The following is a 24,890-nucleotide window of genomic DNA, read 5'->3' as shown; positions in this document are numbered from 1 at the left end:
ATGCTCGGCTTTATTACTTACATCGTTAATTTATTCACGAACTTGGCCTTCGCCATTTACTAAGTACTTCTCAGTAGTGAGTGATTCAAGCCCCATTGGACCGTATGCATGAAGCTTGGAGGTCGCTATACCAATCTCCGCACCTAGACCCAACTGTGAACCATCAGAAAAGCGAGATGACGCGTTAACCATTACTACAGAAGCATCAACACTGCGTTGAAATAACTCTGCGGCAGTTTGATTTTTAGTACAAATTACTTCGGTGTGGTTTGAACCGAACTGTGCAATATGCTCAACTGCTGCCGTAAAGCTTGGAACAACGCGAATAGCAATTTCTAAATCTAGATACTCTTCACCAAATTCATCATCAGCTAAAACGGTTGCGTTATCAAAATATTTAGCTGCAAAACTGTCTGCATTTATTTTCACACCTTCTTGGCGTAGTACGACTGCACACAGATTTAAAAACTCATCTGCCACACCTTGATGAACAACTAAGCCCTCTAGTGCATTACAAACACCGGTACGCTGCGTTTTACCATTAAGTAGTAAGTTAAGGGCAACTTCTAGATCTGCATCTTTATCCACATATAGATGACAAACACCTTTGTAATGCTGAATTACAGGAATCGTACTGTTTTCAGTAACAAAGTTGATTAAGCCTTCGCCGCCACGTGGAATAATTAAATCAATACTTTCGCGTTGCTGCATTAACTCCATTAATAGCGCACGATCTGGATCTGGAATCACTGAAATAAGTGATACTGGTAAGTTATGCTTTTCAAGTACGCTATGCATCACACTTGCGATAGCTTGTGAACTTCTAAGTGCTTCTTTACCGCCACGTAAAATTACGCCATTACCTGATTTAAAACATAATGCACCAGCGTCTGCTGTCACATTCGGGCGTGCTTCGTAAATCATACATACAACGCCAAGAGGTACGCGCATTTTACGAATTTTGATACCGTTTGGACGCTCGGTAATATCTCGTAGCTGACCAACAGGATCATCAAGGCTTACTATAACTTCAATGCCTTGTGCCATTGATTCAATACGCTCATCGTTTAACGTTAAGCGGTCGATCATTGAGGCAGCTAAGTTATTGTCGCGTGCTGCGCTTAAATCACTTTCATTTTCTTTTATTATAAATGCTTTTTGCTCTCTTAATGCCGCTGCCATTTCAACTAATACTTGGTTTTTAGTCTCGGTATCGAGTAAAGCAAGTGTATGTGCAGCTTTAGCTGCCTGACGTGAAATGTCCGTAATTAAACTCATGACTTCTCCAATAATGCGATATGTTTTTCAGATATAACTGGTCCAATTGAATCCTGCATTTTTTCGCTGAATTCACTCTGTTCGTTGTCTGCAATAAAGTTTAACAAACAGCTACTATAATTTGCGGTCGCTTTAGCTAGACGCGTACCGTCTTCACTTCGTACTAAAATGGTATCACCGATAGCAAATTCACCGTGTACTTCAACGATCTCATCGCCGCGAATACACCCAGTTTCACCTTCTAATGACTCATCAAACGACCCATCAACAACAACTTCACCTTGCTCGTTTGCTGTATGTGTCATCCAATGTACAGAATCTTGCATTGGCTTTTCGTATGGCGAAAAAATAGTACCTGGATTTTCTCCAGCTAATAATCGAGTAAATGTTTCTTCTTTAAAGCCATTAATAATATAAGTGGCTATACCGTGTGATGTTGCCTTTTCCGCAGCCTCTATTTTAGTTTTCATACCACCGGTGCCCACAGCACTCGTAGCACATCCTGCCATAGCATAAATAGATTCATCAATTGATTTTATTTCAGGTAATAAAACAGCATCGTCGTGCAAATTAGGATTTTTATCATATAACCCATCAACATCCGAAAAAATCAGTAAAGCATCTGCATCTGCTGCAGCGGCAACCATAGCAGATAAATTATCGTTATCACCTACTCGTAAATCGTCTGTTGTCACAGCATCATTTTCATTGATGATTGGTAGCACACCGTGCTCAAGTAACGTAAATACGGTTTCCCGAATACTTTGATAACGCTCATGATCACGTAAGTCACCATGAGTTAGTAGTAATTGCGCAGATGGAAAGTCGAAAAAACGGTCCCACATGGCAATCATTTCTGTTTGGCCTGCTGCCGCCATTGCCTTTTTCATTACAACTGAACGTGGTTTATCTGATGGAAACAAGTGCGCGCCAGCCGCTACCGAACCAGACGAAACCAGGATCACCTCAATACCACGCGCACGGCAACGAACAATAAACTGTGCGATGGTTAATATATAACGTGAACGGCAGCCATCGTGATCTGGTGCAATTAAAGCGCTGCCTACTTTAAGTACAATGCGTCGCCAATTTAACTTTTGCATAAATGCTCAACTTTCCATTTTATTTGCGCTCACTACTCGTGAGCTAAAACTAAGTAGCTAGGTATAAAACCTTGCTTCGAATTTATTTATCGTTTGACAGCACTTTTAAACGCACACAAAAAGGCCAAATCTAAAACGTTGTTTTAAATTTAAGCTCAGATATAAAGTAGCACCCACCCAGTGTTATGAGCAGTACCAATAAGAAAGTTTAAAAGTGTTGTTTATGCATCGCTGTAAAAAGCTGTGTGTGGCTTTTCTATTAACAACATACATAGAGCCTCTAGAGTCTGATACACCAACAGATAGGGTGAAGACTCAAGGACCGAGATTTAATCGCCACGATGGGGATTAAATATTGAAAAGTAATAGTTCAACTCAAACCTTTATTTGTTAAAAAAAATAAACAAACTTGTCCAGTAAAACCATACTTAAGAATTCGGAAAATAAAATTTTAACGTTCAGATACTAATTTAGTATCCAAAACATGATTATAAGCAGTAAAAATGACCGTAGTATTAACGTTCTACTATTTCAACCAACAATCTTAATTAGATAACTAATAATTCGAACTCGAAGTATAATACGCTAAATTACACAGTAAGATCAAGGCTAAAATTCAAACAGAGCTATTACACATTAATAATAAAATATATATTTTCATTATAAATCAACAAGATAATAGTAGTTAATCTGCTTTTATAAAGTCTTTGCATCCGAGATCCAAAATTAAAGCTCACTAATCTTTTATTAGCAGCTAAAATTGATTAGTAATATTTGAATTTCCCGTGTATACCCCTGTATTAACAATTAACAAAAGTTATACTTTTAAAATATATCGTCATAAATAAGGAATTCTTAATCTATGTCAGCAATTTATATAGCCGGTATCGCACTTTGCTCTGTACTTGCCCAGTGGGTCGCGTGGGCATTTAGAGTACCCGCTATTCTTTTTTTATTGCTTACTGGCCTTTTACTTGGGCCATTTAGTGGTGTTTTAGACCCTGATGCATTGTTAGGTGATTTACTGTTTCCAGTTGTATCACTAAGCGTTGCAATCATTTTATTTGAAGGTTCTCTTACTCTGCATTTCAGAGAATTAAAAGGGATTGGAAAAGTTGTAAGAAACCTTTGCTCAATCGGCATGCTTACTACCTGTATTATTATTAGCCTAAGCGCCTATTGGTTACTTGAGCTTAATTGGCGTGTAGCTGCAGTATTAGGTGCAGTGTTAGTTGTAACAGGCCCTACTGTGATAGCACCGCTATTAAACTCAATGCGCCCAACACAAGACATTGACCGCATACTACGCTGGGAAGGTATTGTAATAGACCCAATCGGCGCATTGTTTGCTGTATTAGTATTTGAAGCCGTAATGCTTGTAGGCCAAGGCGAAGTATTTAGCCACACTATTATTGCTTTAGTTAAAACCCTCGGCGTTGGTTTAAGTATTGGTGTTGCTGCAGGCTGGCTAACAACACTATTAATGCGCCGCGAATGGCTACCATTTGAATTACATAAGTTTGGAATTTTAGCGTTAGTACTCATTAGTTTTTCTGTATCAAACTATTTAAGCCATGAATCGGGTCTTTTAGCTGTGACAGTATTTGGCATTTGGCTTGCTAACCAAGACGATTTAGAAATAGATTCTGTACTTGAGTTCAAAGAAGACTTGTCGATGATATTAATATCAACGCTGTTTATTTTACTTGCAGCACGCTTACAGCTCTCTGATTTAATGATGCTCGACAGCGATGTATTTATATTTTTAGCCATCGTACTTTTTGTTGCACGCCCACTATGTATTGCTATTTCGACCTTTGGTACTGACCTACCAATGAAGTCTCGCTTGGTACTTGCTTGGATAGCTCCACGCGGTATAGTCGCCGCTGCCGTTGGATCGGTATTTGCACTTAGTATGATGGAGTCTGGTGTTGCTGATGCTGAAAAAATGGTACCTCTCATATTTACAGTAATTATAATTACCGTTGTACTACAGAGCTTAACTGCGATTCCTGTTGCTAAACTTTTAGGTGTACGCCAACCATCGCCAAATACGATTTTGATTATTGGTGCAAACCATGTTGCACGTGCCATTGGCCGAGGCTTAAAAGATCAAAATATTCCTGTTCATTTATCAGACCCAGCATGGGAAAACTGTAGAATGGCACGTATGGATGGCTTAGCGTGTTATTACGGTAACCCGCAATCGGAGCACGCCGAACGCTATTTACCACTAACTACTATTCGCAGTGTACTAGCACTCTCACCTAATCGTCATCACAACGCGTTGGGCGTCCAATATTTTTCTCACTTACTTAATGAGAAAAATGTATTCTCATTGCGCTCTTCAACGTCGCACGCTAAAGCAAATAAAGACAGCGCAACGTTTTTATCACGACAAATACTTTTTGGTGACGAAGGGTCATATGCACGCTTAAGCAGCATTATAGCTAAAGGTGGTAAAGTTAGTTCAACACGTATTTCTGATGAATTTAGCTGGGAGCAATATCTAGAAATGAACCCTGAGGCTATACCACTGTTTATTCTCATTGGTGATAAAGACAGTGATGAGGATACACCAATTAAGCTCAGACCGTTTACAATCAACATGGAAAAACCGCCGCAAGAAGGCGAACGCGTTGTTGCATTACAGCCGCCTAAAATGTCAGTTTTAAAAGACCCGCAAACAAAGGCTAAAGAAGACAGTTAAATACTTTTACAGCCTGTAAAAACTAAAAAACCCTAACTTAAAAAGTTAGGGTTTTGTTTTTTAAAGCCATTAAATAGGAAGACGAGCTCGAGCAACCACACTTGCTGGCATTTTTTCAGCTAATTGAGTAAGTGAATGTTCAATTTTTTGATGGGTTGCCTTATCTGCCACCATAGAGTTAAACAACCATCGATACGCATCTTCAAAGTCTCGTGGACTACCAAAGCCATCATTAAATAATTTAACCAAGCGCAACTGAGCTTTTAAATTGCCTTGCGATGAAGCTTCACGTAAATACGTAATTGCCATCGCTTTATCTTGTTGCACTAATCGGCCAGTGTCGTAGTAACGTCCTAGTTGCTCTAATGCTGCCGCTAAGCCCTGCTGGGCAGCTTTACGCATATAATACACACCTAACTCTACATTGCGATCAACGCATACGTTATAAGCCAGCATATCGCCATATAAAAACTGATAAGACGGTAACGCCATTTTATTGGCTCGTGCTTCTATATCTTGCACTAACTGGCAATCATCAGCCTTTACGCGCTGTAAATGGACATTTTTATTTATCAATGCAATCAACTCAGGCTCAGTGTACAACGGCACAGCAGCAGATGTTTCCTCAGCTAAGCTATTGCCACTTATGAGTAAAGAGAGTGATGTTAGCGATATTGCCAACATTGAATTACAAAATAATAAACGCATATTCGCCACATATAAAAATGATATCTACAAAATACTATACAAAGATCGTTCCAAAGTGAATTTTAGGCACAAAAAAAGCTGCACTAGGCAGCTTTTTTTAATCTAATAGTAATTACGCAAACGGGTTGCGAAGTACCATAGTCTCTACACGATCTGGGCCTGTAGAAATAATATCAATTGGAACACCCGTAATTTCTTCAATACGCTTGATGTAGTCAATTGCAGCTTTTGGTAAACCGTCAAGACTTGTTACACCAACTGTGTTCTCTGACCAACCTGGCATCTCTTCGTATACTGGTGTTACTTTATCGTAACCTTCAGCTGCTAATGGCGTTACGTTAGTAACTGTACCATCTTCGAGCTTGTAACCAATACAGATTTTAAGTGTTTCTAAACCATCTAAAACGTCAAGCTTAGTTAAACAAAAACCTGAAATACTGTTGATTTGAACTGCACGGCGCATAGCCACTGCATCTAACCAACCAGTACGACGAAGTCGACCTGTTGTTGCGCCAAACTCATGGCCTTTATCGCCTAAATGCTTACCAACTGGATCTTGTTTATCAAGACCATCGTAAAGCTCTGTAGGGAAAGGACCTGAACCAACACGTGTCGTGTACGCTTTAATAATACCTAGAACGTAATCAAGGTTTAATGGACCAAAACCTGCACCCGTCGCAACGCCACCAGCGGTAGTATTTGAAGACGTTACATAAGGGTAAGTACCGTGATCGATATCAAGTAACGTACCTTGTGCACCTTCAAATAAAATGTTTTCGCCTGCTAAACGCGTTTGATCTAAAAGCTCAGTTACATCTACAACCATTGCTTTTAAGATATCAGCAACAGCCATTGCATCATCAAACGTTTTTTGGAAATCTACAGCATCTACTTTGTAGTAGTTAACTAAAGTGAAGTTATGGTATTCAAGAACTTCTTTTAATTTAGTTGCAAATAATTCCGGATTAAACAAGTCACCTACACGTAAACCACGGCGCGCCACTTTATCTTCGTACGCTGGACCGATACCACGACCGGTAGTTCCAATTGGCTTATCGCCACGAGCAGTTTCGCGGGCTACATCTAATGCAACATGGAAAGGCAAGATTAGTGGACATGCTTCGCTTATTAAAAGACGCTCGCGTACTGGTACGCCACGCTCTTCAAGCATGCCAATTTCTCTCATTAGCGCTTCTGGTGATAAAACTACACCATTACCAATCACACATTTAACATTGTCACGTAATACACCCGATGGAATAAGGTGTAGAACCGTCTTTTCACCTTCGATAACTAAAGTATGACCCGCATTGTGGCCACCTTGATAACGAACTACTAAAGATGCTTTGTCCGTAAGGAGGTCAACTACCTTACCCTTACCTTCGTCACCCCATTGGGTGCCTAATACAACAACGTTTTTACCCATTGTAAATTCACTTAGAGAAAATTAGGACGAGATTTTACCAGAAAACTAAAGTAAAGATCACCCCTGTTCAGCTTATTTTTTCCGCGTAGTTTTTTTTAAACCTAAACGATAGCTAATAACCACATAAATAACAGTAATTTAAACTATTAAGTACCCATTAACAAAAAGCCCCGCAAATGCGAGGCTTTTAACTTTTAAATACTTAATGCAAAGCTTATTGAGCTTTAGCACCTTTCATATATTGGAAGAAGTCGCTATCTGGTGAAAGCACCATAACGTCTTGCTTATTTTTAAAAGTCTTTTTATATGCTTCTAGCGAGCGCACAAAACTAAAGAATTCAGGGTCTTTATTATATGCATTTGCATAAATCCCAGCAGCGTCTGCATCACCTTGACCACGTACAGAACGAGAATTACGCTCTGCATCAGCAAGCATAACCGTTACACGGCGATCGACACCGGCACGAATAGTTTCAGCTTTTTCTTGACCTTCAGAACGATGCTCTTTTGCAACGGCAGTACGCTCAGCGCGCATACGTTGATAAATAGAGCTACTGACTTCTTGAGGTAGGTTAATTTGCTTAACGCGTACGTCGAGCACTTCAATACCTAACTCGCGTGCACTTTCAGAAGCTTGTACTAACGCCTCTTCCATTAACTCGCTACGCTCACCTGATACAATTTCGCGAATAGTTCGCGTACCAAAGTTAGTACGCAAGCCATTATTTACTTTTTGTTCAAGTAACGTTTCAGCATATTGCTTATCGCCACGAGCACGTAAGTAAAAAGTGCTAAAATCGTTTACACGCCATTTTACAAATGAATCAACAATTAAGTCTTTCTTTTCACTTGTAACAAAGCGGTCTGGCGTACCATCTAATGTTTGAATACGCGCATCAATACGTCGTACTTGGCTAAAAAACGGAACTTTAAAGTGTAAACCAGGGCTGTAAACAACAGCACTGTCTTCACTGTCTTTTTGTACTTTGCTAAATAGCAAAACAATTGCTTTTTGCCCTTCAGGTACAACAAAGACTGACGAGAAAGACATCACAATGGCAGCTAATAGTATTACTAAACTAAAGTTTTTCATTATGCTTATCTCCCTTCATTAAAGCGATCATTGTTAAAGCGGTCATTACCACCATTAACAGTGCTATTGCGTGATGTATTCACTTTATTACGTAAATCTTGAATATCACTTGAGCTTGGTAGAGCAACACGTGTTGCTGTGCCTTGCTTATCCATGATCTTATCAAGCGGTAAATAAATCATGTTATTACCACCTTTCACATCAACCAATACTTTAGAACTACTCCCTAACACTTCTTCCATTGCATCAATGTATAAGCGCTCACGAGTAACTTCTTTAGCTGCTTGATATTCAGGTAATAACTTTTCAAACCGAGCCACTTCACCCTGTGCTTCTAAAGTTATACGCTCTTGGTAACCTTCAGCTTCCTGCGTCATACGTGTTACTTGACCACGTGCACGAGGCTCAATTTCACGGGCGTAGGCCTCTGCTTCACGAATGAAACGTTCTTCATCTTCTTGTGCAGCAATTGCATCATCAAATGCATCTTTAACTTCAGTTGGCGGACGAGAATCTTTAAAGTTAACGTCAGTTACAATTAAACCCAAGTTATATGGTTCGATAATCTTATTAAGCTCATCCCATGTATTTTGACGAACAACCTCACGACCATTAGTCAAAACTTGGTCCATTTTGGCATGGCCCACAACATAGCGCAGTGCGCTATCTAATGCTTCTTCTAAGCTGCTATCAGCATTAGTTACACTAAATTTGTAAAGGTATGGGTCAATAACTCGGTATTGCACCTGAAACTCAACGCTTACTACATTTTCGTCTTCAGTTAACATAAAGCCAGTAGCTGATAGTGAACGAACTGCTTCAATATCGACTGGGATCACTGTTTCAATAAACGTCATTTTCCAACGCAGACCTGGATCTGCAATTCGGTCATATTTGCCAAATTGAAGAACCACACCACGCTCGGCTTCTTTTACCGTGTAAATACCACTTAACGCCCATACAATAACGGCGATAATAAGTATAAATGAAATACCGGCTCCGCCAAGTCCACCACCGCTACCATTGCCGGATTTTTTCCCGCCAAATAAGCCGCCGAACTTGTTACTAAATTTACGGAACACCTCGTCTAAATCAGGTGGGCCTTGATCACGTCCGCCTTTATTATTCCACGGATCTTTGTCATTGCCATTATTACCCGGTTCATTCCAGGCCATAGCTATACTCCATTGTTATCTAAATAAATTAGGAAATTGTGTTAAATCTAACAAATCTACCGCGTTTCTCATACAAAAACCGACATTTAAACGTCAATTTTTAATTACGGCTGATAAAACCAGCAATTTCAGGACCAAATTCTTTAATTAAACGATTCCACTCAACCATAGGCATTCTAACATCTAACAGCCAATTACCTTGATCATCAAATCGCTCTTCATGCACTGCATTTAAACTAAATAATGCAGCCCTTAGGCGACCATACAATGGCGTAAGAAATAAGGTTTCGTTAAACATTTTCTTAGCAAGTAACTCACTAATGGCCTCACTAAGTAATTCACAGCCTTCACCAGTCTGGGCGCTAAGCCACACCCTTATAGGTTGTCCTTCGTCATCGCGATCAATACGGGGAGCTACGTTATCTAGCGCATCAATTTTATTATAAATTAATAGCTGTGGTACTTCATCGGCTTCAATTTCTTTAAGCACAGATTGTACTTGTTCAATATTTTCTTGAAGACGAGAGTCTGCTGCGTCAATTACATGTAGCTGTAAATCAGCTTCACGTGTTTCAGTAAGCGTTGCTTTAAAAGCCGCGACTAAGTCATGCGGTAAATGACGAATAAAACCAACCGTATCCGCTAAAATAACGGGGCCAACATCACCTAATTCAAGCTTGCGTAAAGTTGGATCAAGCGTTGCAAACAACTGATCGGCCGCATATACGTCTGAGTGTGTAATACGATTAAATAACGTAGATTTACCCGCATTCGTGTAACCCACTAACGATACAGTAGGTATTTCATTACGTGTACGAGCTCGCCTACCTTGTTCGCGCTGTACAGCTACTTTAGCCAAACGCGCACGAATATTTTGAATACGAGCACGAAGTAATCGTCTGTCGGTTTCAAGTTGGGTTTCACCTGGCCCACGCAAGCCAATCCCGCCTTTTTGACGTTCAAGATGGGTCCAGCCTCGAATTAATCGAGTTGACATATGGCGAAGTTGTGCCAATTCAACCTGCAGCTTACCTTCATGGGTACGTGCACGTTGGGCAAAAATATCAAGAATTAGCGTCGTTCTATCAAGTACACGACACTCACAAACGCGTTCTAAGTTACGCTCTTGTGACGGTCTGAGTTGATGATTAAAAATAACGACATCTGCATTGTGGATTTTGACAATTTCAGCTATTTCTTCTGCTTTACCGGTACCGACGAATAGTTTCGGATGTGGTGCTTGACGGCTGCCTTGCACAACCGCCAAACTACTAACACCAGCAGAGGATACCAACATTTCTAATTCATGAAGATCTTCACGATCTCCTTCTTTAGGTAAGTCGATATGAACTAAAATTGCCTGTTCGCCGGATTCATAGCGGTCAAACAAGCATTACGCTCCTAATTAAAAGTTTCCAGCTTCTGGCTCTTCAGTGCTCTCATCCCCTTGAACACCTTGGAAGTTGACTGCGCGAGCAGGTACAACTGTTGAAATTGCGTGTTTATACACCATTTGGTTTACAGTGTTTTCAAGTAAAATAACAAATTGGTCAAATGACTGAATTTTACCTTGTAATTTTATGCCATTTACCAAAAAGATTGATACTGGAATGCGCTCACGACGTAGTGCATTCAAAAATGGGTCTTGTAACGATTGGCCTTTTGCCATGTTATTATTCCTTCGTTCTAGGTGTTATTATAATTAAGTGGCTGAACTTATTTAACAAAGCTAAATTTTGTTCAACTACTACTAGCTTAGCGAACTTACTACACGATGCAAGTTTTCTTCATCACCTGTTGTTAACCAAGTAACATCAGGCCAGCTTCTCAACCAAGTTAATTGGCGTTTGGCCAATTGACGTGTAGCAGCGATGCCGCGAAAAACCATTTCATCATGGTCTATCTCACCCGCAAGGTAATCCCACATTTGTCTATAACCTACACAACGAATAGAAGGCATATTGGGGTGTAAATCCTTACGTAGATATAGGGTCGAAACTTCATTTTCAAACCCCTGATCAATCATTATTTTAAACCTTTCTTCAATTCGCGCATGTAATTCACTGCGTTCTTGCGGTGCAATCGCAAATTGATGAAAAGTATAAGGTAAAGGTGGCTGTTTTTGCTTTTGCAACTCAGTCATGGTTTTACCAGTTAATCCGTAAACTTCTAAAGCGCGATTAATTCTTTGTGAATCATTTTCACTCATTTTTTCAGCTGCTTTAGGGTCAACTTTAGCTAATTCTTTATATAAATGAGGCCAGCCAAATTCTTTAGCTTGTGCTTCTAATTCTGCTCTTATTACTGCATCTGCTTCAGGCAAAGGCGATAAACCATCAATTAAAGATTTGAAGTACAACATTGTACCCCCAACCAATACAGGCACTTTACCTTGTCTATGGAATTCGTCAATTTTTTGCACTGCATCGCGCCTAAAATCTGCAACTGAATACGTTTCACTCGGGTCAAGTAGATCAATTAAATGATGTGGAGCTTTAACAAGTTCTTCTGCATCGGGTTTTGCAGTTCCAATGTTCATATCTTTATACACTAACGCTGAATCAACGCTGATTATTTCTGTATTTAAATGCTCGCACAGTGAGATAGCCAATGCTGTTTTACCAGCAGCAGTTGGACCCATTAAAAATATAACTGGTAAATTACTCAACACTGATACCTTAATCTAATTGCGTTAAATAGTGATTTAACTCTATTTTAACTGCTTTTTCGCGTAAGCGTTCAATAGTTTGCGGATTATTTTGTAAGCGCATTTGTTGCGCTAAAAATACATTGCTCAAATAAAATCGAGTTGGTACACATTGCATCTGCCACGCTAACCAGTTCTCTATATTTTCGAGTCCTGCTTTACATGCATCAAGCAGCTCACCTATTGCTGTACTTACATCAAGTAAATATAAACACGCTGGTAATTTTTTAACCATTACAAACTGTTTTTCTATTACGAGTTCAAAACCAAGTAAAGTAAACCAAGATTGCTGAGCCTTTATAAGCAAGCAATCTTCTTTGTCTAGGCTTACCCGCACAGGTAACAAAAGGGCTTTCCCTTCTAAGCTCCCAAGCTCCTTGATTTGATTATGCCAATCATCCACTAATACATATTTGAAATGTGAGCAATACAATTGCTGCTCTGCACTAAATACACACGCACCTTCATTAACACTAATGATAGAAACCATCTGTAAAGTATTATGTGTTTGTGCTGGCTCTAACGGCTGTTGTACAGCAGGTATGTTTACTGCATTGTCAAAATGCGCAGCGTGTTGCTCACTCACACCTTGATAAAATGCATTTACATCATGATGATTCGCACTTGATGTAGCGCGATATGTCCCACTCCCCACGCCACTTCGTGTGCCTGATGACGAACTACCTGTCGTTCCAGAATAAGAAGGCTGTAGTTGCGATTTAGGGTAATCAAATACTCCATCGCTCTCTATATTATTACCGCTACTATCTGTTGGGCTTGTGAACACAGAAGAAAATTCAGTTTCAGTGCTTACTGACTCGCTAGTAAACTCCCCTTGTAATGGCACGACTACTTGCTTAATAGCTTGCAATATAAAATCATGAATTAATCGCCCTTGATGAAAACGCACTTCATGCTTAGCAGGGTGAACATTTACATCGACCTGTCGTGGGTCAATATCAATATAAATAACAAACCCAGGTAGCTCTTGCGTCCCACTCACCTCTTCAAACGCTTGGCGTATCGCATGTAAAATAAGCTTATCGCGCATCATGCGATTATTCACATAAGTGTACTGAGTAGTATTCGCTGAGCCTACAGGCAGCACCCAACCATGCAACTGTAAACCGCCTTCTCCTGATTGAATATGCAAACCTTGCTCGGCAAAGGCCTTGCCTGCAACTTGTGCTACGCGTGTTATAGCCTGAGAGGGATCAGTTTTGGCACGATACTGCCTTACTACTTTTTCGTTGTGAGTTAGTGTAATAGAGACATCAAAGCGACTAAGCGCAATACGCTTTATCAACTCATCAATATGGCTGAATTCAGTTTTTTCGGTGCGTAAAAATTTACGACGTGCTGGAGTATTAAAAAATAAATCTTTTACTTCAATGGTTGTGCCATCGGGGTGCGCTACTGGTTTTACTTGCACGGCCATGTCGCGGCCTTCTGCAAAAGCTTGCCAAGCTGCTTCTTGCTCTTTTGGTTTTGAGCTCAGCGTTAAACGCGACACAGAACTAATTGACGCAAGTGCTTCCCCTCTAAAACCAAGTGAGCAAATGTTTTCAAGGTCATCAAGTGATTTTAATTTACTTGTTGCGTGGCGAGAAAGCGCGAGCGTTAGCTCATCTTTACTTATCCCAGTGCCATTATCACGAATACGAATAAGTTTGTGGCCGCCGCGCTCTATATCTATTTGAATACGGTTAGCACCAGCATCTAAACTATTTTCGACTAGCTCTTTTACTACCGACGCTGGACGCTCGACCACTTCGCCTGCAGCTATTTGGTTGGCTAAACGCGCGGGTAATATTTCAATATTCATGGAACTTCCTAGCAAACATTGCGCTGATAATAATGACTAACTTTGCGGTATATCAAGCTCTTGCCCAATAAATAAAGTATTAGAGCTTAGTTTATTAACTTGCTTTAATTTACTGACCGTAATGCCATAACGACTTGCCAACATACTCAAAGACTCTCCAGGGCGTACTTTATGTTTTGTTGGGTATTGCGACTTTAATTTGGCAAATAAAGAATCATCAGGTGGATTTTTTAAATAATAATTTTTAATTGAAGTAAATATCGCTTTAGCTAAACGCTCTTGATGATTAGCGCTTTTAAGTAATTTTTCTTCTCGCGGGTTAGATATAAACCCCGTTTCTACCAAAATAGATGGAATGTCTGGTGACTTAAGTACAGCAAGGCTCGCGTGTTGCGGATCTTTTTTATGCAGTTTGGCAACTTTACGCAACTCTTTAACCACCTCGTCGGCCACACTTAAGCCAGTTTTCATCGAGTGGTCCATCGACATATCAAGCAATGCTTGTGCTAGATATTTTTCATTAGCGGCATCTTTCATCACATCAGCAGCACCACCTAAAAGCTCAGAGTGCTTTTCTTTATCTTCTATCCATTTACCTATTTCTGAATTAGCACGCCTTAATGATAACACCCAAACAGAGGCACCATTTGGTCCTGGGCTTGTAAATGCATCTGCATGAATAGAAACAAAAAAATCGGCCTTTTTTTCACGAGCTCGATTAGTACGCGTATTGAGTTTTACAAAATAATCACCGCTTCGTACCATACGTGAAATCATACCGCGCTCACCGTCGATCATACGCTCTAATCGCTTTGCTATTTGCAATGTGACTGTTTTTTCGTACGTGCCTGATGGACCTATGGAGCCAGGATCTTCGCCGCCATGGCCTGCATCAATTGCAATAACAATGTCGCGTTCTTGACTTAATTGGCGATTTTTAGCCGCTGTTTGTGCAGGTGATACAACAGTTTTTGCTTGGCTCTTATTATATAAATCAACAACGAGTCTATTTTTATAAGGACCAGTAGGTGCTAAAGCAAACACAACAGGCTTTACTGGTGCGTTTAATTCAAACACTAACCGTACACTGTGCTTATTTTTAGGTTTTGAGTAGCGTAGCTTGCTCACTATTTGATGTTTTGGTGGTACACCTGGCAGTATTTTTAACTCGCTAGTATTTTCTAAATCGACCACTAAGCGGCTAGGGCTTTTTAGCATAAAATAACTAAAGTCGGGCTTGTCATTTAAATCAAACACCACACGCGTACTGTCTGGTGATGGCCATACACGTACGCTATTAATCGTATTTTTCGCCCACAGCGGCAGGCTTATGGTAATAACCATAAGGTAAATAAAGAGTTTAACTGCACCTCGACTCATTTGATAATTACTGCCTTCACTATTTTATTGTTTTTTATTTAGTTTTTCGACAATTGCTACACCGCGATCACTCGCACTATTAATAACAATTTTACGTTCGTTACCCACATAGCTTAGGGTAATATCTAAATCAGGCACAGGAATAAATTCGCCACCTTTTTCAGGCCATTCAACAACACAAATTGCATTTGCTGAAAAATAATCGCGTATTCCCATGTATTCGAGTTCTTCAGGGTCGCCTAAACGGTATAAATCAAAATGATAAACATTTGCTCGTTCAAGCTCATAAGGTTCTACTAACGTATATGTGGGGCTTTTAACCTTACCAGCATGGCCAAAGCCTTGCACTACGCCACGGGTAAACGTGGTTTTACCAGCACCTAAATCGCCATGTAAATAAATCACCGCACCTTGCTCTATAATAGCTGCAACTTGGTTCCCCATAGTAACGGTTGCCACTTCATCATTTAGGTGTGATTCAAAACTACGCGTCATTACTACCTCAAAAATTTACTTAAAAGCGCATGTTTGCCAATCATACCAGAATATTTATTTAAGGCGATAAATTGCAGTTTCAGGCATAAAAAAACCGGCCTAAGCCGGTTTTTTAAAACGCTAGAATTATAACCCTAATTTCTTCTCAAGATAGTGAATGTTAGTGCCACCATTTTGGAAGTTTTCATCTGCAAGAATTCTCTTATGCAAAGGAGTATTAGTTTTAATTCCGTCAATTACTAGCTCGTTAAGTGCATTGCGCGCGCGGGCAATAGCTACGTCACGGTTTTCACCGTAAGTAATTAACTTACCAATCATTGAATCGTAATGCGGTGGAACCGTGTAGTCAGCGTAAATATGGCTGTCCCAACGAATACCTAAACCACCCGCTGGATGGAAACGGGTAATTTTACCCGGTGACGGGATAAACGTTTCAGGATCTTCAGCATTAATACGACACTCAATAGCATGACCACGAATAACAACGTCGTCTTGAGTGAATGATAATGGCTGACCCGCTGCAATTTTTAACTGCTCTTTCACTAAATCGATACCAGTAACCATTTCAGTTACAGGGTGTTCAACCTGAATACGTGTATTCATTTCGATGAAGTAAAACTCGCCGTTTTCGTATAAAAACTCAAACGTACCTGCACCGCGGTATCCAATTTCAATACATGCACGTGTACAGCGCTCGCCAATGAATTTACGCGTTTCAGCAGTAATTCCTGGTGCTGGCGCTTCTTCAACTACTTTTTGGTGACGACGTTGCATAGAACAATCACGTTCACCTAAATGTACTGCATTACCTTGGCCGTCAGCTAATACTTGAACTTCGATATGGCGTGGGTTTTCAAGGAATTTTTCCATGTAAACCATGCTATTACCAAAGAATTGCTTAGCTTCTTGCTGTGTTAATGCAATTGAATCAATAAGTTCAGCTTCGCTGCGAACAACACGCATACCACGACCACCACCGCCACCAGCAGCTTTGATGATTACCGGGTAACCGATACGCTTAGCGATTTGCATGTTGCGTTCTTTATCATCTGATACTGGGCCGTCAGAGCCGGGAACACATGGAACGCCTGCTTTACGCATTGCTGCGATAGCAGACACTTTATCACCCATAAGACGAATAGTGTCGCCACGAGGGCCAATAAATACAAAACCACTTTGCTCAACTTGGTCGGCAAAATCAGCATTTTCTGCAAGGAAACCGTAACCAGGATGAATCGCTACAGCGTCAGTTATTTCAGCCGCAGCAATAATGCGCGGAATATCTAAATAACTTTCAGTTGCTGAAGGTCTACCAATACAGATGGTTTCATCTGCAAGCAATACATGCTTAAGATCGCGATCTGCCGTTGAATGCACAGCAACCGTTTTGATCCCAAGCTCTTTGCAGGCGCGCAATATACGAAGTGCAATTTCACCTCGGTTTGCAATGACTACTTTATCTAACATTAGAGTTGGCCTTTTAGGTTACGCTATTATTCAATGATGAATAGAGGTTGATCAAATTCTATTGGCTCGCCATTTTCAGCTAAGATAGCTCTTACTGTACCGGCTTTATCTGATTCAATTTGGTTCATCATTTTCATAGCTTCGATAATACAAAGTGTATCGCCAACTTTAACTTGCTGACCTACTTCTACATATGCTGGCGCTTCAGGGGACGCAGCTGAGTAAAAAGAACCAACCATTGGTGATTTAACTTGATGACCCATAGGCTCAGCTGGTGCTGCTGCTTCAACAGCTACAGGAGCCGCTGCAACTGGTGCTGCTGGCGCTGGTGCATATTGCTGTGGAGCAAATTGCGGGTAACCTGGGCCTGCGCTCATATTGTTACGGTTAATACGTACTGATTCTTCACCTTCAGTGATTTCTAGCTCAGCAATACCTGATTCTTCTACTAATTCGATAAGCTTCTTTATCTTGCGAATATCCATTACACGACCCGCCTGTTAGTTTGTGTGTTAATTTAAAATTAAATTGCGTTTTGCAACCGGTTAACTGCTGCATTTAATGCTGCGTGATAACCCATTGCACCTAATCCACATATCACGCCTTGTGCCACATCAGAAAAATACGAATGATGACGAAAGGCTTCACGTGCGTGCACGTTACTTAAGTGCACCTCAAAAAACGGAATATCAACACTTAACAGTGCATCACGTAATGCGACGCTAGTATGCGTAAATGCAGCTGGGTTGATAATTATGTAATCAACCGCTTGCCAAGCATCGTGAATTCGTTCGATGAGTACTTGCTCACTATTACTTTGAAAATGCGTTAACTTAACATCTAGACTATCAGCAGCACTGGTTAGTTCGTTCATAATCTCACTGAGCGTCTGAAAACCGTATTTGTCCGGTTCACGTTTGCCAAGCATGTTTAAATTTGGACCATTTATAACCAAAAGGTTAAATTTTGCAGCCATAATACGCGATATATCCTATAAGTAATGAGTTAAGCGGTTACTAACTAATTTTTCACTTTTAAGTAAGTAAAAAAAGCAATGTAGCAACAATTTCTCACGTTAACCAACTATTATAGTGATTTCGACGTAAATAGCAGCAAAATACTGGTCTTATCAGTGTGATGGGTACAGGTATCAAAAGAATAAAGAAGGTGCCACTTAATCAGTATAGGTGGCACTATTGCACTATTATTGTGCACTGGCGCGCACTATAGCTAGGTGTTTAGCAAAATCATCAGCGTTTAAAAAGCCAGTCACTCGTTGCATACTAAGCTCTTGCCCTTGAGTATTAAAAAACAAAATACTAGGTAAACCAAACACGGTGTACTCTTCCATTAGCTCAATTGTTTTATTGTCACTGTTAGTTAAATCAACTTGAATTAGCTGATAATGGCTAAATTCACTTTGCACTTTGGCATCTGGAAACGTGTAATGCTCAAACTCTTTACACGCCACACACCAGTCAGCATATAAGTCGACCATAACCATTCGACCTTCATTACTCGCTTGCGCTACGGCTTCTTTTAGCTCAGCTAAATCCGCCACCTTTTTAAACTCATTACTTTGCGAGCTTACTTGCACCGCTTGTACCGGCCAAAAGTAGTTTTTTGTTAACGTAAAGCCTGTAATAACTAATAGCGTTGCAGCAAACCACAATGCAGTTTTTAACTTGCTTTGTGTTTGGCTACTTTGCCAATGATGTAAGTACAGTGCTGTTGCTAATGCAAGCACACCTGCCATTAATAATATTATGTCGGCGCTTACTAGTCGCTCAAGTAATATAAGCGGCACAACGAGCATCACAAAACCAAACAAGGTTTTAACTTGCTCCATCCAACCACCCGCTTTAGGCAGTAGTTTACCGCCAGATGTACCAAGTAATAAAAGTGGTAACCCCATACCTAAACTAAGCACGTACAGTGTTAAACCACCTACTAAGTAATCACCACTTTGCGCTACAAATAACAGTGCCGCCGACAGTGGCGCAGTAGTACAAGGTGATGCTATTAATCCCGAAAGTACACCCATTAAAAATACGCCAACGTAGTTGCCGCCTTTTTGGTTGTTACTTACTTGGGTTAGCTTGCTCATCATACTGCTTGGCAGTTTAATTTCGTACCAGCCAAACATAGACATAGCCAATAATACAAATAATAAACTAAAGCTGATTAACACAAATGGATGCTGTAAATACCCCTGCACTTGCCCACCAAGCGCTGCAACAACCAAACCTAGTGCTGCGTAAGTAACAGCCATACCTTGTATATATACAAACGATAGTGCAAAGGCTTTTTTAGTTGAAAGGTTTTGCTGACCCGCAATTAAGCTCGACAAAATAGGAAACATAGGGAATACGCATGGCGTAAAAGCAAGGCCAACACCAACGACAAAAAATATGAGTAAATTAGTTATTAAGCCCTGACTTGCTAACTGCTCGGTAAAAGTAAGTTCTTTTTCGGCATCATCCGAATTTGTTGTAGGTTCAGTGGCAGGCTCATTGAGTGCTGCAAACGTACTTTGCGCAGTTGCTGCTTCATCTGTAGTGTTATTTTGCTCTACATTCTTAATCTGTGCGCCATTAATTACACTAAGTGGAATGCTAATAACTTCTGGCGGATAACAAAGCCCTGCTTTAGCACAGCCTTGGTAACGCACTTTAACTACGGCACCGTCGGTAACATTACTTAATTTGCTTATTACACTTACAGCGTTAAAAAAGACTTCTGTTTTACCAAAAAACTCATCTTCAATAATTTCGCCTGTACCCAAGTCACCCACTTGAATGTTTGCGCCTTTGGCAATAATTTCTATTTTCTTTTTATATAAATAATAGTCTGGCGCTATATCCCAACCTACAAACAAGGTGCTGCCTTGCTGATCAAAGTCAAACATAAACGCTTGGTCTACAGGTAAAAAAGTCTGTTGCGGAGGCCCAAGGAGATCACCAAGCACATTATTAGTTGTAGCCTTTACAGGCGCAGTTAATAGCGTTACCAATAATAAAAAGAAAAAACGCATTAATTCAGTACCTCATCCATCCAATTAAAATATGCTAAGTTTCCAGTTGCAACATCAATAACTTGTATCTCTGGAACTTCATAACTATGCATTGCTTTTATTGTTACAAACACATCGTTCATTTTGTCTGATTTCGTTTTTATAAGTAGTTTAGTTTCAGTCGCTTCAGCCACTTCGCCTTCCCACATATAAATAGATCCCACATTGGGTAAAATATTTACACAAGCAGCAAGCTTTTGCTCAACTAATGCCCTTGCAAGTATACGTGCTTCGTCTTCGTCTTTGCAGATCGTGAAAATCAGTTTAAATTGCGTAGTCATTGTGAACCTTTACTTATTTAACAGTGTCTAGCTTCATAGTATCTGATAGCCGATACAATGTGTAGACGCTTAAATATCAGTAAAATGACTATACCTATGCCCTAACCTTGAAAAGAGACCTCGTCACCCTCATTTATATTTCATCAACTCTTTTGAGTGTCATTATTTAGAGAGCGTTATGTTTAGATTTTTATTTGTGTTGTTTATCATCGTGCCTATTATCGAAATCGCCTTACTAATTCAAGTAAGCGACGTAATTGGTGGGTTTGCAACAATCGCACTTGTTGTTATTACTGCTATTTTAGGTGCCAAAATGGTTAAACAACAAGGTATGAGTGCACTACAAAATGTGCAAACGCAAATGGCACAAGGGCAAATGCCAGCTAAAGAATTATTTACCGGAATATGTGTGGTCATTGCAGGTGTATTACTACTTACTCCTGGCATTATGACTGACGTATTTGGGCTACTATTATTAACCCCTGCCATTCGTAACAAATTGGCAGCAGGCCTTGCTAGCCAAGCAACTGTTAGAATGAGCGCAGGCATGCAACAAGGGCCATCACCGTTTGCTCAACAACCACATTCACCGCGTGAACAGCAGCAAATGGACCAGCCGACCACTATTGATGGTGAATATGAGCGAAAAGATTAAAAATTTATCGTTTTTTCTCTTGGAATTTTTCACTCTACCCCCATTAATGAATGCAAATTAGAAAAGCTTTTTTCTGTACTGTTCAGAAACTGTTAGGAGAACTAAAAAACATGAACATTCGTCCTTTACAAGATCGCGTAATCGTTAAACGTCTAGAAGAAGAAACAAAATCTGCTGGCGGTATTGTATTAACTGGCTCTGCAGCTGAAAAATCAACTCGCGGAGAAGTTGTAGCCGTAGGTAATGGTCGCGTTTTAGATAACGGTGACGTGAGAGCGTTAGAAGTTAAAGCCGGTGACACTGTGTTATTTGGCTCATATGTTGAAAAAGTTGAAAAGATCGAAGGTCAAGAGTACCTGATCATGCGTGAAGATAATATTTTAGGCATTGTAGGCTAAACCTACTTTTCGTTTATAAACATTCAAGAATTTAGAGGAATTTAAAACATGGCAGCAAAAGAAGTACTTTTTGCAGGTGACGCACGCGCTAAAATGCTAACTGGCGTAAACATCCTGGCAAACGCAGTAAAAGTTACATTAGGTCCTAAAGGCCGTAACGTTGTACTAGACAAATCATTTGGCTCTCCAGTTATCACTAAAGATGGTGTATCTGTAGCAAAAGAAATCGAACTTGAAGACAAGTTTGAGAACATGGGCGCACAAATGGTTAAAGAAGTTGCATCTAAAGCAAATGATGCAGCCGGCGATGGTACAACTACCGCTACAGTACTTGCACAGTCTATTGTTAATGAAGGCCTTAAAGCTGTTGCAGCAGGCATGAATCCAATGGATCTTAAGCGCGGCATCGACAAAGCAGTTATTGCTGCTGTTGCAGAGCTTAAAGCGTTATCTGTTCCTTGTTCTGATACTAAAGCAATTGCACAAGTAGGTACTATTTCAGCTAACTCTGATCAAGAGATTGGTAATATCATTGCACAAGCAATGGAAAAAGTAGGCCGCAACAGTGGTGTTATTACTGTAGAAGAAGGTCAATCACTTGAAAACGAACTAGATGTTGTTGAAGGCATGCAGTTTGACCGTGGTTACTTATCTCCTTACTTTATCAACAGCCCAGAAAAAGGCACTGTTGAACTAGATAACCCATTTATTCTACTTGTAGATAAAAAAATATCTAACATCCGTGAATTATTACCAACATTAGAAGCGGTTGCTAAAGCAAGTAAACCACTACTAATCATTGCAGAAGACCTTGAAGGCGAAGCACTAGCTACATTAGTAGTTAATAACATGCGCGGTATTGTTAAAGTATCAGCTGTTAAAGCACCTGGCTTTGGCGATCGTCGTAAAGCAATGCTACAAGATATTGCTGTATTAACTGGCGGTACTGTTATTTCTGAAGAAATCGGCTTAGAGCTTGAAAAAGCAACAGTTGAAGACCTAGGTACAGCTAAACGCGTAATTATCACTAAAGATGATACAACTATCATTGATGGTGCTGGTGAAGAAGCAGGTATTAGCGGTCGTGTTTCTCAAATTAAAGCACAAATTGAAGAAGCAACATCAGACTACGATAAAGAAAAACTTCAAGAGCGCATGGCTAAACTAGCTGGCGGTGTTGCAGTAATCAAAGTAGGTGCTGCTACTGAAATCGAAATGAAAGAGAAAAAAGACCGCGTTGAAGATGCATTAAATGCAACTCGTGCAGCGGTTGAAGAAGGCGTAGTACCTGGCGGCGGTGTTGCACTTGTACGTGCTGCTAGCAAGCTAGCTGATTTACTTGGCGACAACGAAGATCAAAACCACGGTATTAAAGTTGCACTTCGTGCGATGGAAGCGCCACTTCGTCAAATCGTAACAAATGCAGGCGACGAAGCATCAGTTGTAATTAACGCAGTTAAAGGCGGCGATGGTAACTACGGTTACAACGCAGCAACGGGCGAATACAACGACATGATTGAAATGGGTATCCTAGATCCAACTAAAGTAACACGCTCTGCGCTACAGTTTGCAGGGTCTATTGCGGGTCTAATGATCACTACTGAAGCAATGGTAGCTGAAATCCCTAAAGACGAATCTGCTGGTGCACCTGATATGGGCGGAATGGGTGGTATGGGCGGAATGATGTGATAAACATCACCGTTTAAGCACCTCGCTTATATAAAAAACCAGCTTCGGCTGGTTTTTTGCTTTTTAGCACATAAAGATCTGCAATATGGTGTATGAAGTCAAAATTTGGCCCTTAGAATTCCATTCAAAGCTTAATAGCTCTTTTTATAAAGTGCAAAATTTAGGATGGGTGTCACTTTTATCTTTTTAATGAAGGGTATCACTGCAAACTTCAGTTTGATTTCATTCATATTTAATATTTATACCCCTCATAAAATACCCCAGAAAAGCACCGAATATACTGGCGGTAATCAACCGTGTTTTTGGTTATGCACTAGCGCACAGATTGACACGAAACAATCCTGCACAAGGTCTATCTCTCACCGATATACTAAAATCCTTACCAAAAATAAGACATAGGGCTGCAATAGTTAAGCCTAATGAACTAGCCCAATTGATAAAATATGTAGATACAACAGAATCAGGCAATTACTGCTCTATTTAAGCGCTCAAATTAATACCTAGAGTACTTTAAGGACAATTGAGGTTAGAAACCTAATATGGGAATACATTGACTTTGAAGATGCACTAATAAGAATACCAGCCGAAAAAATGAAACGCGGGCGAGAACACATTGTGGCTGTTTCAAAGCAGGTCGTAAAACACTTGAAAGAAGTGAAAATCGTTACAGGATGCTCCAAGCTGGTATTTCCTAATCAAAAAGATGTTTTTTTCATAGAGTTGAGTATGATGGATTCTATAATATTCTGACATTTAAAGAATATAAGACACAGATACACATTTTTGATAAGCGCTTAGGGAAAGGCAATGAGCAAAAAATACGTTGATTTAACTCCTGTAGATACCGCTGATAGTGAGGGGCATTATGCTGAAGCAATAAAAATAGCATTAGATAATAATAATGTGACAAATATTGCATTGACAGGATCGTACGGTTCGGGAAAAAGCAGTATTATTAATTCTTTTGAAAAAAAGTTCTCATTTCCTCTACCAAGCTTCAAAGAGAAATTAAAAGCATTTTTTAGATTAAGTACTTTCGATAACAAGGAGGATACAAAAAGCGCATATAATTTCATGAACATTTCATTGGCGTCATTTTCCGAGAAAAAAGAAGGTACTTCAGACATTCTTATTGAAAGAAGTATTTTACAACAAATTATATATGGAATATCAAGCCAAGAAATCCCGTTATCTCGTTTTAAAACAATAACAAAAGATAAACTTGAAGACTGTAAAAGTTATTTTTTCATTACTTGGTTATTAACTACGCTAATATTTTTGATCTCGCTATCCGTTGACTTTTTTTCTAAATTCATAACAATTGCCTTTTGGCCTAGCTGGGGTATTACGCAGGGCAAGAGCATGAAAAAAGTCTATGCGTTCAGTACCTTTTCAAGGTAGGCTGTACTGCGCATAGCTTTTTTCTG

Annotated in this window: 23 protein-coding genes; 6 read left to right on the top strand and 17 right to left on the bottom strand. The window is 39.9% G+C overall.

Features of this window, described 5'->3' with window-relative positions; all coding sequences use genetic code 11:
• Nucleotides 1-30: 30 nt before the first annotated feature.
• Nucleotides 31-1,278, bottom strand: a complete 1,248-nt coding sequence (locus tag NRL14_RS14980) for a glutamate-5-semialdehyde dehydrogenase (protein WP_149606803.1) — start codon at nucleotides 1,276-1,278, stop codon at nucleotides 31-33.
• On the bottom strand, nucleotides 1,275-2,381 hold the full coding sequence (proB, locus tag NRL14_RS14975) for a glutamate 5-kinase (protein ID WP_007375946.1): 1,107 nt from the start codon (nucleotides 2,379-2,381) through the stop codon (nucleotides 1,275-1,277). Before proB ends, NRL14_RS14980 begins: the two co-directional genes overlap by 4 nt.
• 862 nt (nucleotides 2,382-3,243) lie before the next feature.
• Here proB and NRL14_RS14970 point away from each other — a divergent pair.
• Complete coding sequence (locus tag NRL14_RS14970; protein ID WP_007375945.1) at nucleotides 3,244-5,091, top strand: sodium:proton antiporter; 1,848 nt, start codon at nucleotides 3,244-3,246, stop codon at nucleotides 5,089-5,091.
• Nucleotides 5,092-5,160: 69 nt separating this feature from the next.
• Here the strand turns inward: NRL14_RS14970 and NRL14_RS14965 are convergent, their stop codons facing one another.
• The 15 genes from NRL14_RS14965 to cutA all read right to left on the bottom strand — a co-directional run bounded on the left by NRL14_RS14965 (nucleotide 5,161) and on the right by cutA (nucleotide 20,721).
• Nucleotides 5,161-5,799: a tetratricopeptide repeat protein gene (locus NRL14_RS14965; protein ID WP_306725023.1), complete on the bottom strand. Its 639-nt coding sequence runs from the start codon at nucleotides 5,797-5,799 to the stop codon at nucleotides 5,161-5,163.
• Nucleotides 5,800-5,911: 112 nt separating this feature from the next.
• Nucleotides 5,912-7,225 (bottom strand): adenylosuccinate synthase, encoded by a 1,314-nt coding sequence (locus NRL14_RS14960; RefSeq protein ID WP_007375943.1) that lies wholly within the window; start codon nucleotides 7,223-7,225, stop codon nucleotides 5,912-5,914.
• A 214-nt stretch (nucleotides 7,226-7,439) separates the two neighbouring features.
• Nucleotides 7,440-8,318 carry a protease modulator HflC gene (hflC, locus tag NRL14_RS14955; protein ID WP_007375942.1) on the bottom strand — a complete coding sequence of 293 codons (879 nt, stop codon included), beginning with the start codon at nucleotides 8,316-8,318 and terminating at the stop codon, nucleotides 7,440-7,442.
• A gap of 5 nt (nucleotides 8,319-8,323) precedes the next feature.
• Nucleotides 8,324-9,493: an FtsH protease activity modulator HflK gene (gene hflK, locus NRL14_RS14950; RefSeq protein WP_007375941.1), complete on the bottom strand. Its 1,170-nt coding sequence runs from the start codon at nucleotides 9,491-9,493 to the stop codon at nucleotides 8,324-8,326.
• Between the two features lie 100 nt (nucleotides 9,494-9,593).
• Nucleotides 9,594-10,883: a ribosome rescue GTPase HflX gene (gene hflX / locus NRL14_RS14945; RefSeq protein WP_008138837.1), complete on the bottom strand. Its 1,290-nt coding sequence runs from the start codon at nucleotides 10,881-10,883 to the stop codon at nucleotides 9,594-9,596.
• 15 nt (nucleotides 10,884-10,898) lie between these two features.
• The gene (hfq, locus tag NRL14_RS14940; protein ID WP_007375939.1) at nucleotides 10,899-11,162 is read right to left on the bottom strand and encodes an RNA chaperone Hfq; all 264 of its coding nucleotides are present in this window, start codon (nucleotides 11,160-11,162) and stop codon (nucleotides 10,899-10,901) included.
• A gap of 81 nt (nucleotides 11,163-11,243) precedes the next feature.
• Nucleotides 11,244-12,161 (bottom strand): tRNA (adenosine(37)-N6)-dimethylallyltransferase MiaA, encoded by a 918-nt coding sequence (gene miaA, locus NRL14_RS14935; protein ID WP_306725022.1) that lies wholly within the window; start codon nucleotides 12,159-12,161, stop codon nucleotides 11,244-11,246.
• Nucleotides 12,162-12,171: 10 nt separating this feature from the next.
• Nucleotides 12,172-14,025: a DNA mismatch repair endonuclease MutL gene (gene mutL, locus NRL14_RS14930; protein ID WP_306725021.1), complete on the bottom strand. Its 1,854-nt coding sequence runs from the start codon at nucleotides 14,023-14,025 to the stop codon at nucleotides 12,172-12,174.
• A gap of 36 nt (nucleotides 14,026-14,061) precedes the next feature.
• A complete protein-coding gene (locus NRL14_RS14925) occupies nucleotides 14,062-15,405 on the bottom strand; it encodes an N-acetylmuramoyl-L-alanine amidase (protein WP_008138833.1) in 1,344 nt (447 codons plus the stop codon).
• Between the two features lie 24 nt (nucleotides 15,406-15,429).
• On the bottom strand, nucleotides 15,430-15,900 hold the full coding sequence (gene tsaE, locus NRL14_RS14920) for a tRNA (adenosine(37)-N6)-threonylcarbamoyltransferase complex ATPase subunit type 1 TsaE (RefSeq protein WP_033030470.1): 471 nt from the start codon (nucleotides 15,898-15,900) through the stop codon (nucleotides 15,430-15,432).
• A 126-nt stretch (nucleotides 15,901-16,026) separates the two neighbouring features.
• Entirely contained in the window at nucleotides 16,027-17,367 is a 1,341-nt protein-coding gene (accC, locus tag NRL14_RS14915; RefSeq protein ID WP_007375934.1) for an acetyl-CoA carboxylase biotin carboxylase subunit, read from the bottom strand.
• A gap of 26 nt (nucleotides 17,368-17,393) precedes the next feature.
• Complete coding sequence (accB, locus tag NRL14_RS14910) at nucleotides 17,394-17,852, bottom strand: acetyl-CoA carboxylase biotin carboxyl carrier protein (RefSeq protein ID WP_007375933.1); 459 nt, start codon at nucleotides 17,850-17,852, stop codon at nucleotides 17,394-17,396.
• Between the two features lie 38 nt (nucleotides 17,853-17,890).
• Complete coding sequence (gene aroQ / locus NRL14_RS14905) at nucleotides 17,891-18,343, bottom strand: type II 3-dehydroquinate dehydratase (protein WP_007375932.1); 453 nt, start codon at nucleotides 18,341-18,343, stop codon at nucleotides 17,891-17,893.
• Between the two features lie 228 nt (nucleotides 18,344-18,571).
• Complete coding sequence (locus tag NRL14_RS14900; protein ID WP_306725020.1) at nucleotides 18,572-20,401, bottom strand: protein-disulfide reductase DsbD; 1,830 nt, start codon at nucleotides 20,399-20,401, stop codon at nucleotides 18,572-18,574.
• Nucleotides 20,401-20,721, bottom strand: a complete 321-nt coding sequence (cutA, locus tag NRL14_RS14895; protein WP_007375930.1) for a divalent-cation tolerance protein CutA — start codon at nucleotides 20,719-20,721, stop codon at nucleotides 20,401-20,403. Before cutA ends, NRL14_RS14900 begins: the two co-directional genes overlap by 1 nt.
• A gap of 178 nt (nucleotides 20,722-20,899) precedes the next feature.
• On the opposite strand from cutA, the gene NRL14_RS14890 reads away from it, so the two are divergent.
• From NRL14_RS14890 to NRL14_RS14875, 5 genes are all read left to right on the top strand, one after another.
• Complete coding sequence (locus tag NRL14_RS14890; RefSeq protein ID WP_008138824.1) at nucleotides 20,900-21,376, top strand: FxsA family protein; 477 nt, start codon at nucleotides 20,900-20,902, stop codon at nucleotides 21,374-21,376.
• Nucleotides 21,377-21,486: 110 nt separating this feature from the next.
• The gene (locus NRL14_RS14885; RefSeq protein WP_002958836.1) at nucleotides 21,487-21,774 is read left to right on the top strand and encodes a co-chaperone GroES; all 288 of its coding nucleotides are present in this window, start codon (nucleotides 21,487-21,489) and stop codon (nucleotides 21,772-21,774) included.
• Between the two features lie 48 nt (nucleotides 21,775-21,822).
• Nucleotides 21,823-23,463, top strand: a complete 1,641-nt coding sequence (gene groL, locus NRL14_RS14880; RefSeq protein WP_306725019.1) for a chaperonin GroEL — start codon at nucleotides 21,823-21,825, stop codon at nucleotides 23,461-23,463.
• A 519-nt stretch (nucleotides 23,464-23,982) separates the two neighbouring features.
• On the top strand, nucleotides 23,983-24,213 hold the full coding sequence (locus NRL14_RS21090) for a tyrosine-type recombinase/integrase (RefSeq protein ID WP_373462538.1): 231 nt from the start codon (nucleotides 23,983-23,985) through the stop codon (nucleotides 24,211-24,213).
• Between the two features lie 57 nt (nucleotides 24,214-24,270).
• Nucleotides 24,271-24,864, top strand: coding sequence for a hypothetical protein (locus NRL14_RS14875; RefSeq protein WP_306725018.1), 594 nt, complete (start codon nucleotides 24,271-24,273; stop codon nucleotides 24,862-24,864).
• Nucleotides 24,865-24,890: the final 26 nt, after the last annotated feature.

The sequence above is a fragment of the Pseudoalteromonas sp. 20-92 genome (assembly GCF_030847595.1).
GTDB classification, from domain to species: Bacteria; Pseudomonadota; Gammaproteobacteria; order Enterobacterales; family Alteromonadaceae; genus Pseudoalteromonas; species Pseudoalteromonas fuliginea.
The sequence above is the reverse complement of the archived record's forward strand: the minus strand, read 5'-3'. Positions and strand labels throughout refer to the sequence as shown.

Coding starts and splice junctions, on each gene's coding strand:
- aroQ (WP_007375932.1), bottom strand. CDS start 18,343: ATGGCTGCAAAATTTAACCTTTTGGTTATAAATGGTCCAAATTTAAAC.
- NRL14_RS14885 (WP_002958836.1), top strand. CDS start 21,487: ATGAACATTCGTCCTTTACAAGATCGCGTAATCGTTAAACGTCTAGAA.
- NRL14_RS14925 (WP_008138833.1), bottom strand. CDS start 15,405: ATGAGTCGAGGTGCAGTTAAACTCTTTATTTACCTTATGGTTATTACC.
- hfq (WP_007375939.1), bottom strand. CDS start 11,162: ATGGCAAAAGGCCAATCGTTACAAGACCCATTTTTGAATGCACTACGT.
- proB (WP_007375946.1), bottom strand. CDS start 2,381: ATGCAAAAGTTAAATTGGCGACGCATTGTACTTAAAGTAGGCAGCGCT.
- hflC (WP_007375942.1), bottom strand. CDS start 8,318: ATGAAAAACTTTAGTTTAGTAATACTATTAGCTGCCATTGTGATGTCT.
- groL (WP_306725019.1), top strand. CDS start 21,823: ATGGCAGCAAAAGAAGTACTTTTTGCAGGTGACGCACGCGCTAAAATG.
- NRL14_RS14900 (WP_306725020.1), bottom strand. CDS start 20,401: ATGCGTTTTTTCTTTTTATTATTGGTAACGCTATTAACTGCGCCTGTA.
- hflK (WP_007375941.1), bottom strand. CDS start 9,493: ATGGCCTGGAATGAACCGGGTAATAATGGCAATGACAAAGATCCGTGG.
- cutA (WP_007375930.1), bottom strand. CDS start 20,721: ATGACTACGCAATTTAAACTGATTTTCACGATCTGCAAAGACGAAGAC.
- accC (WP_007375934.1), bottom strand. CDS start 17,367: ATGTTAGATAAAGTAGTCATTGCAAACCGAGGTGAAATTGCACTTCGT.
- accB (WP_007375933.1), bottom strand. CDS start 17,852: ATGGATATTCGCAAGATAAAGAAGCTTATCGAATTAGTAGAAGAATCA.
- NRL14_RS14875 (WP_306725018.1), top strand. CDS start 24,271: ATGAGCAAAAAATACGTTGATTTAACTCCTGTAGATACCGCTGATAGT.
- mutL (WP_306725021.1), bottom strand. CDS start 14,025: ATGAATATTGAAATATTACCCGCGCGTTTAGCCAACCAAATAGCTGCA.
- NRL14_RS14960 (WP_007375943.1), bottom strand. CDS start 7,225: ATGGGTAAAAACGTTGTTGTATTAGGCACCCAATGGGGTGACGAAGGT.
- tsaE (WP_033030470.1), bottom strand. CDS start 15,900: ATGACGCGTAGTTTTGAATCACACCTAAATGATGAAGTGGCAACCGTT.
- NRL14_RS14980 (WP_149606803.1), bottom strand. CDS start 1,278: ATGAGTTTAATTACGGACATTTCACGTCAGGCAGCTAAAGCTGCACAT.
- NRL14_RS14965 (WP_306725023.1), bottom strand. CDS start 5,799: ATGCGTTTATTATTTTGTAATTCAATGTTGGCAATATCGCTAACATCA.
- NRL14_RS14890 (WP_008138824.1), top strand. CDS start 20,900: ATGTTTAGATTTTTATTTGTGTTGTTTATCATCGTGCCTATTATCGAA.
- NRL14_RS14970 (WP_007375945.1), top strand. CDS start 3,244: ATGTCAGCAATTTATATAGCCGGTATCGCACTTTGCTCTGTACTTGCC.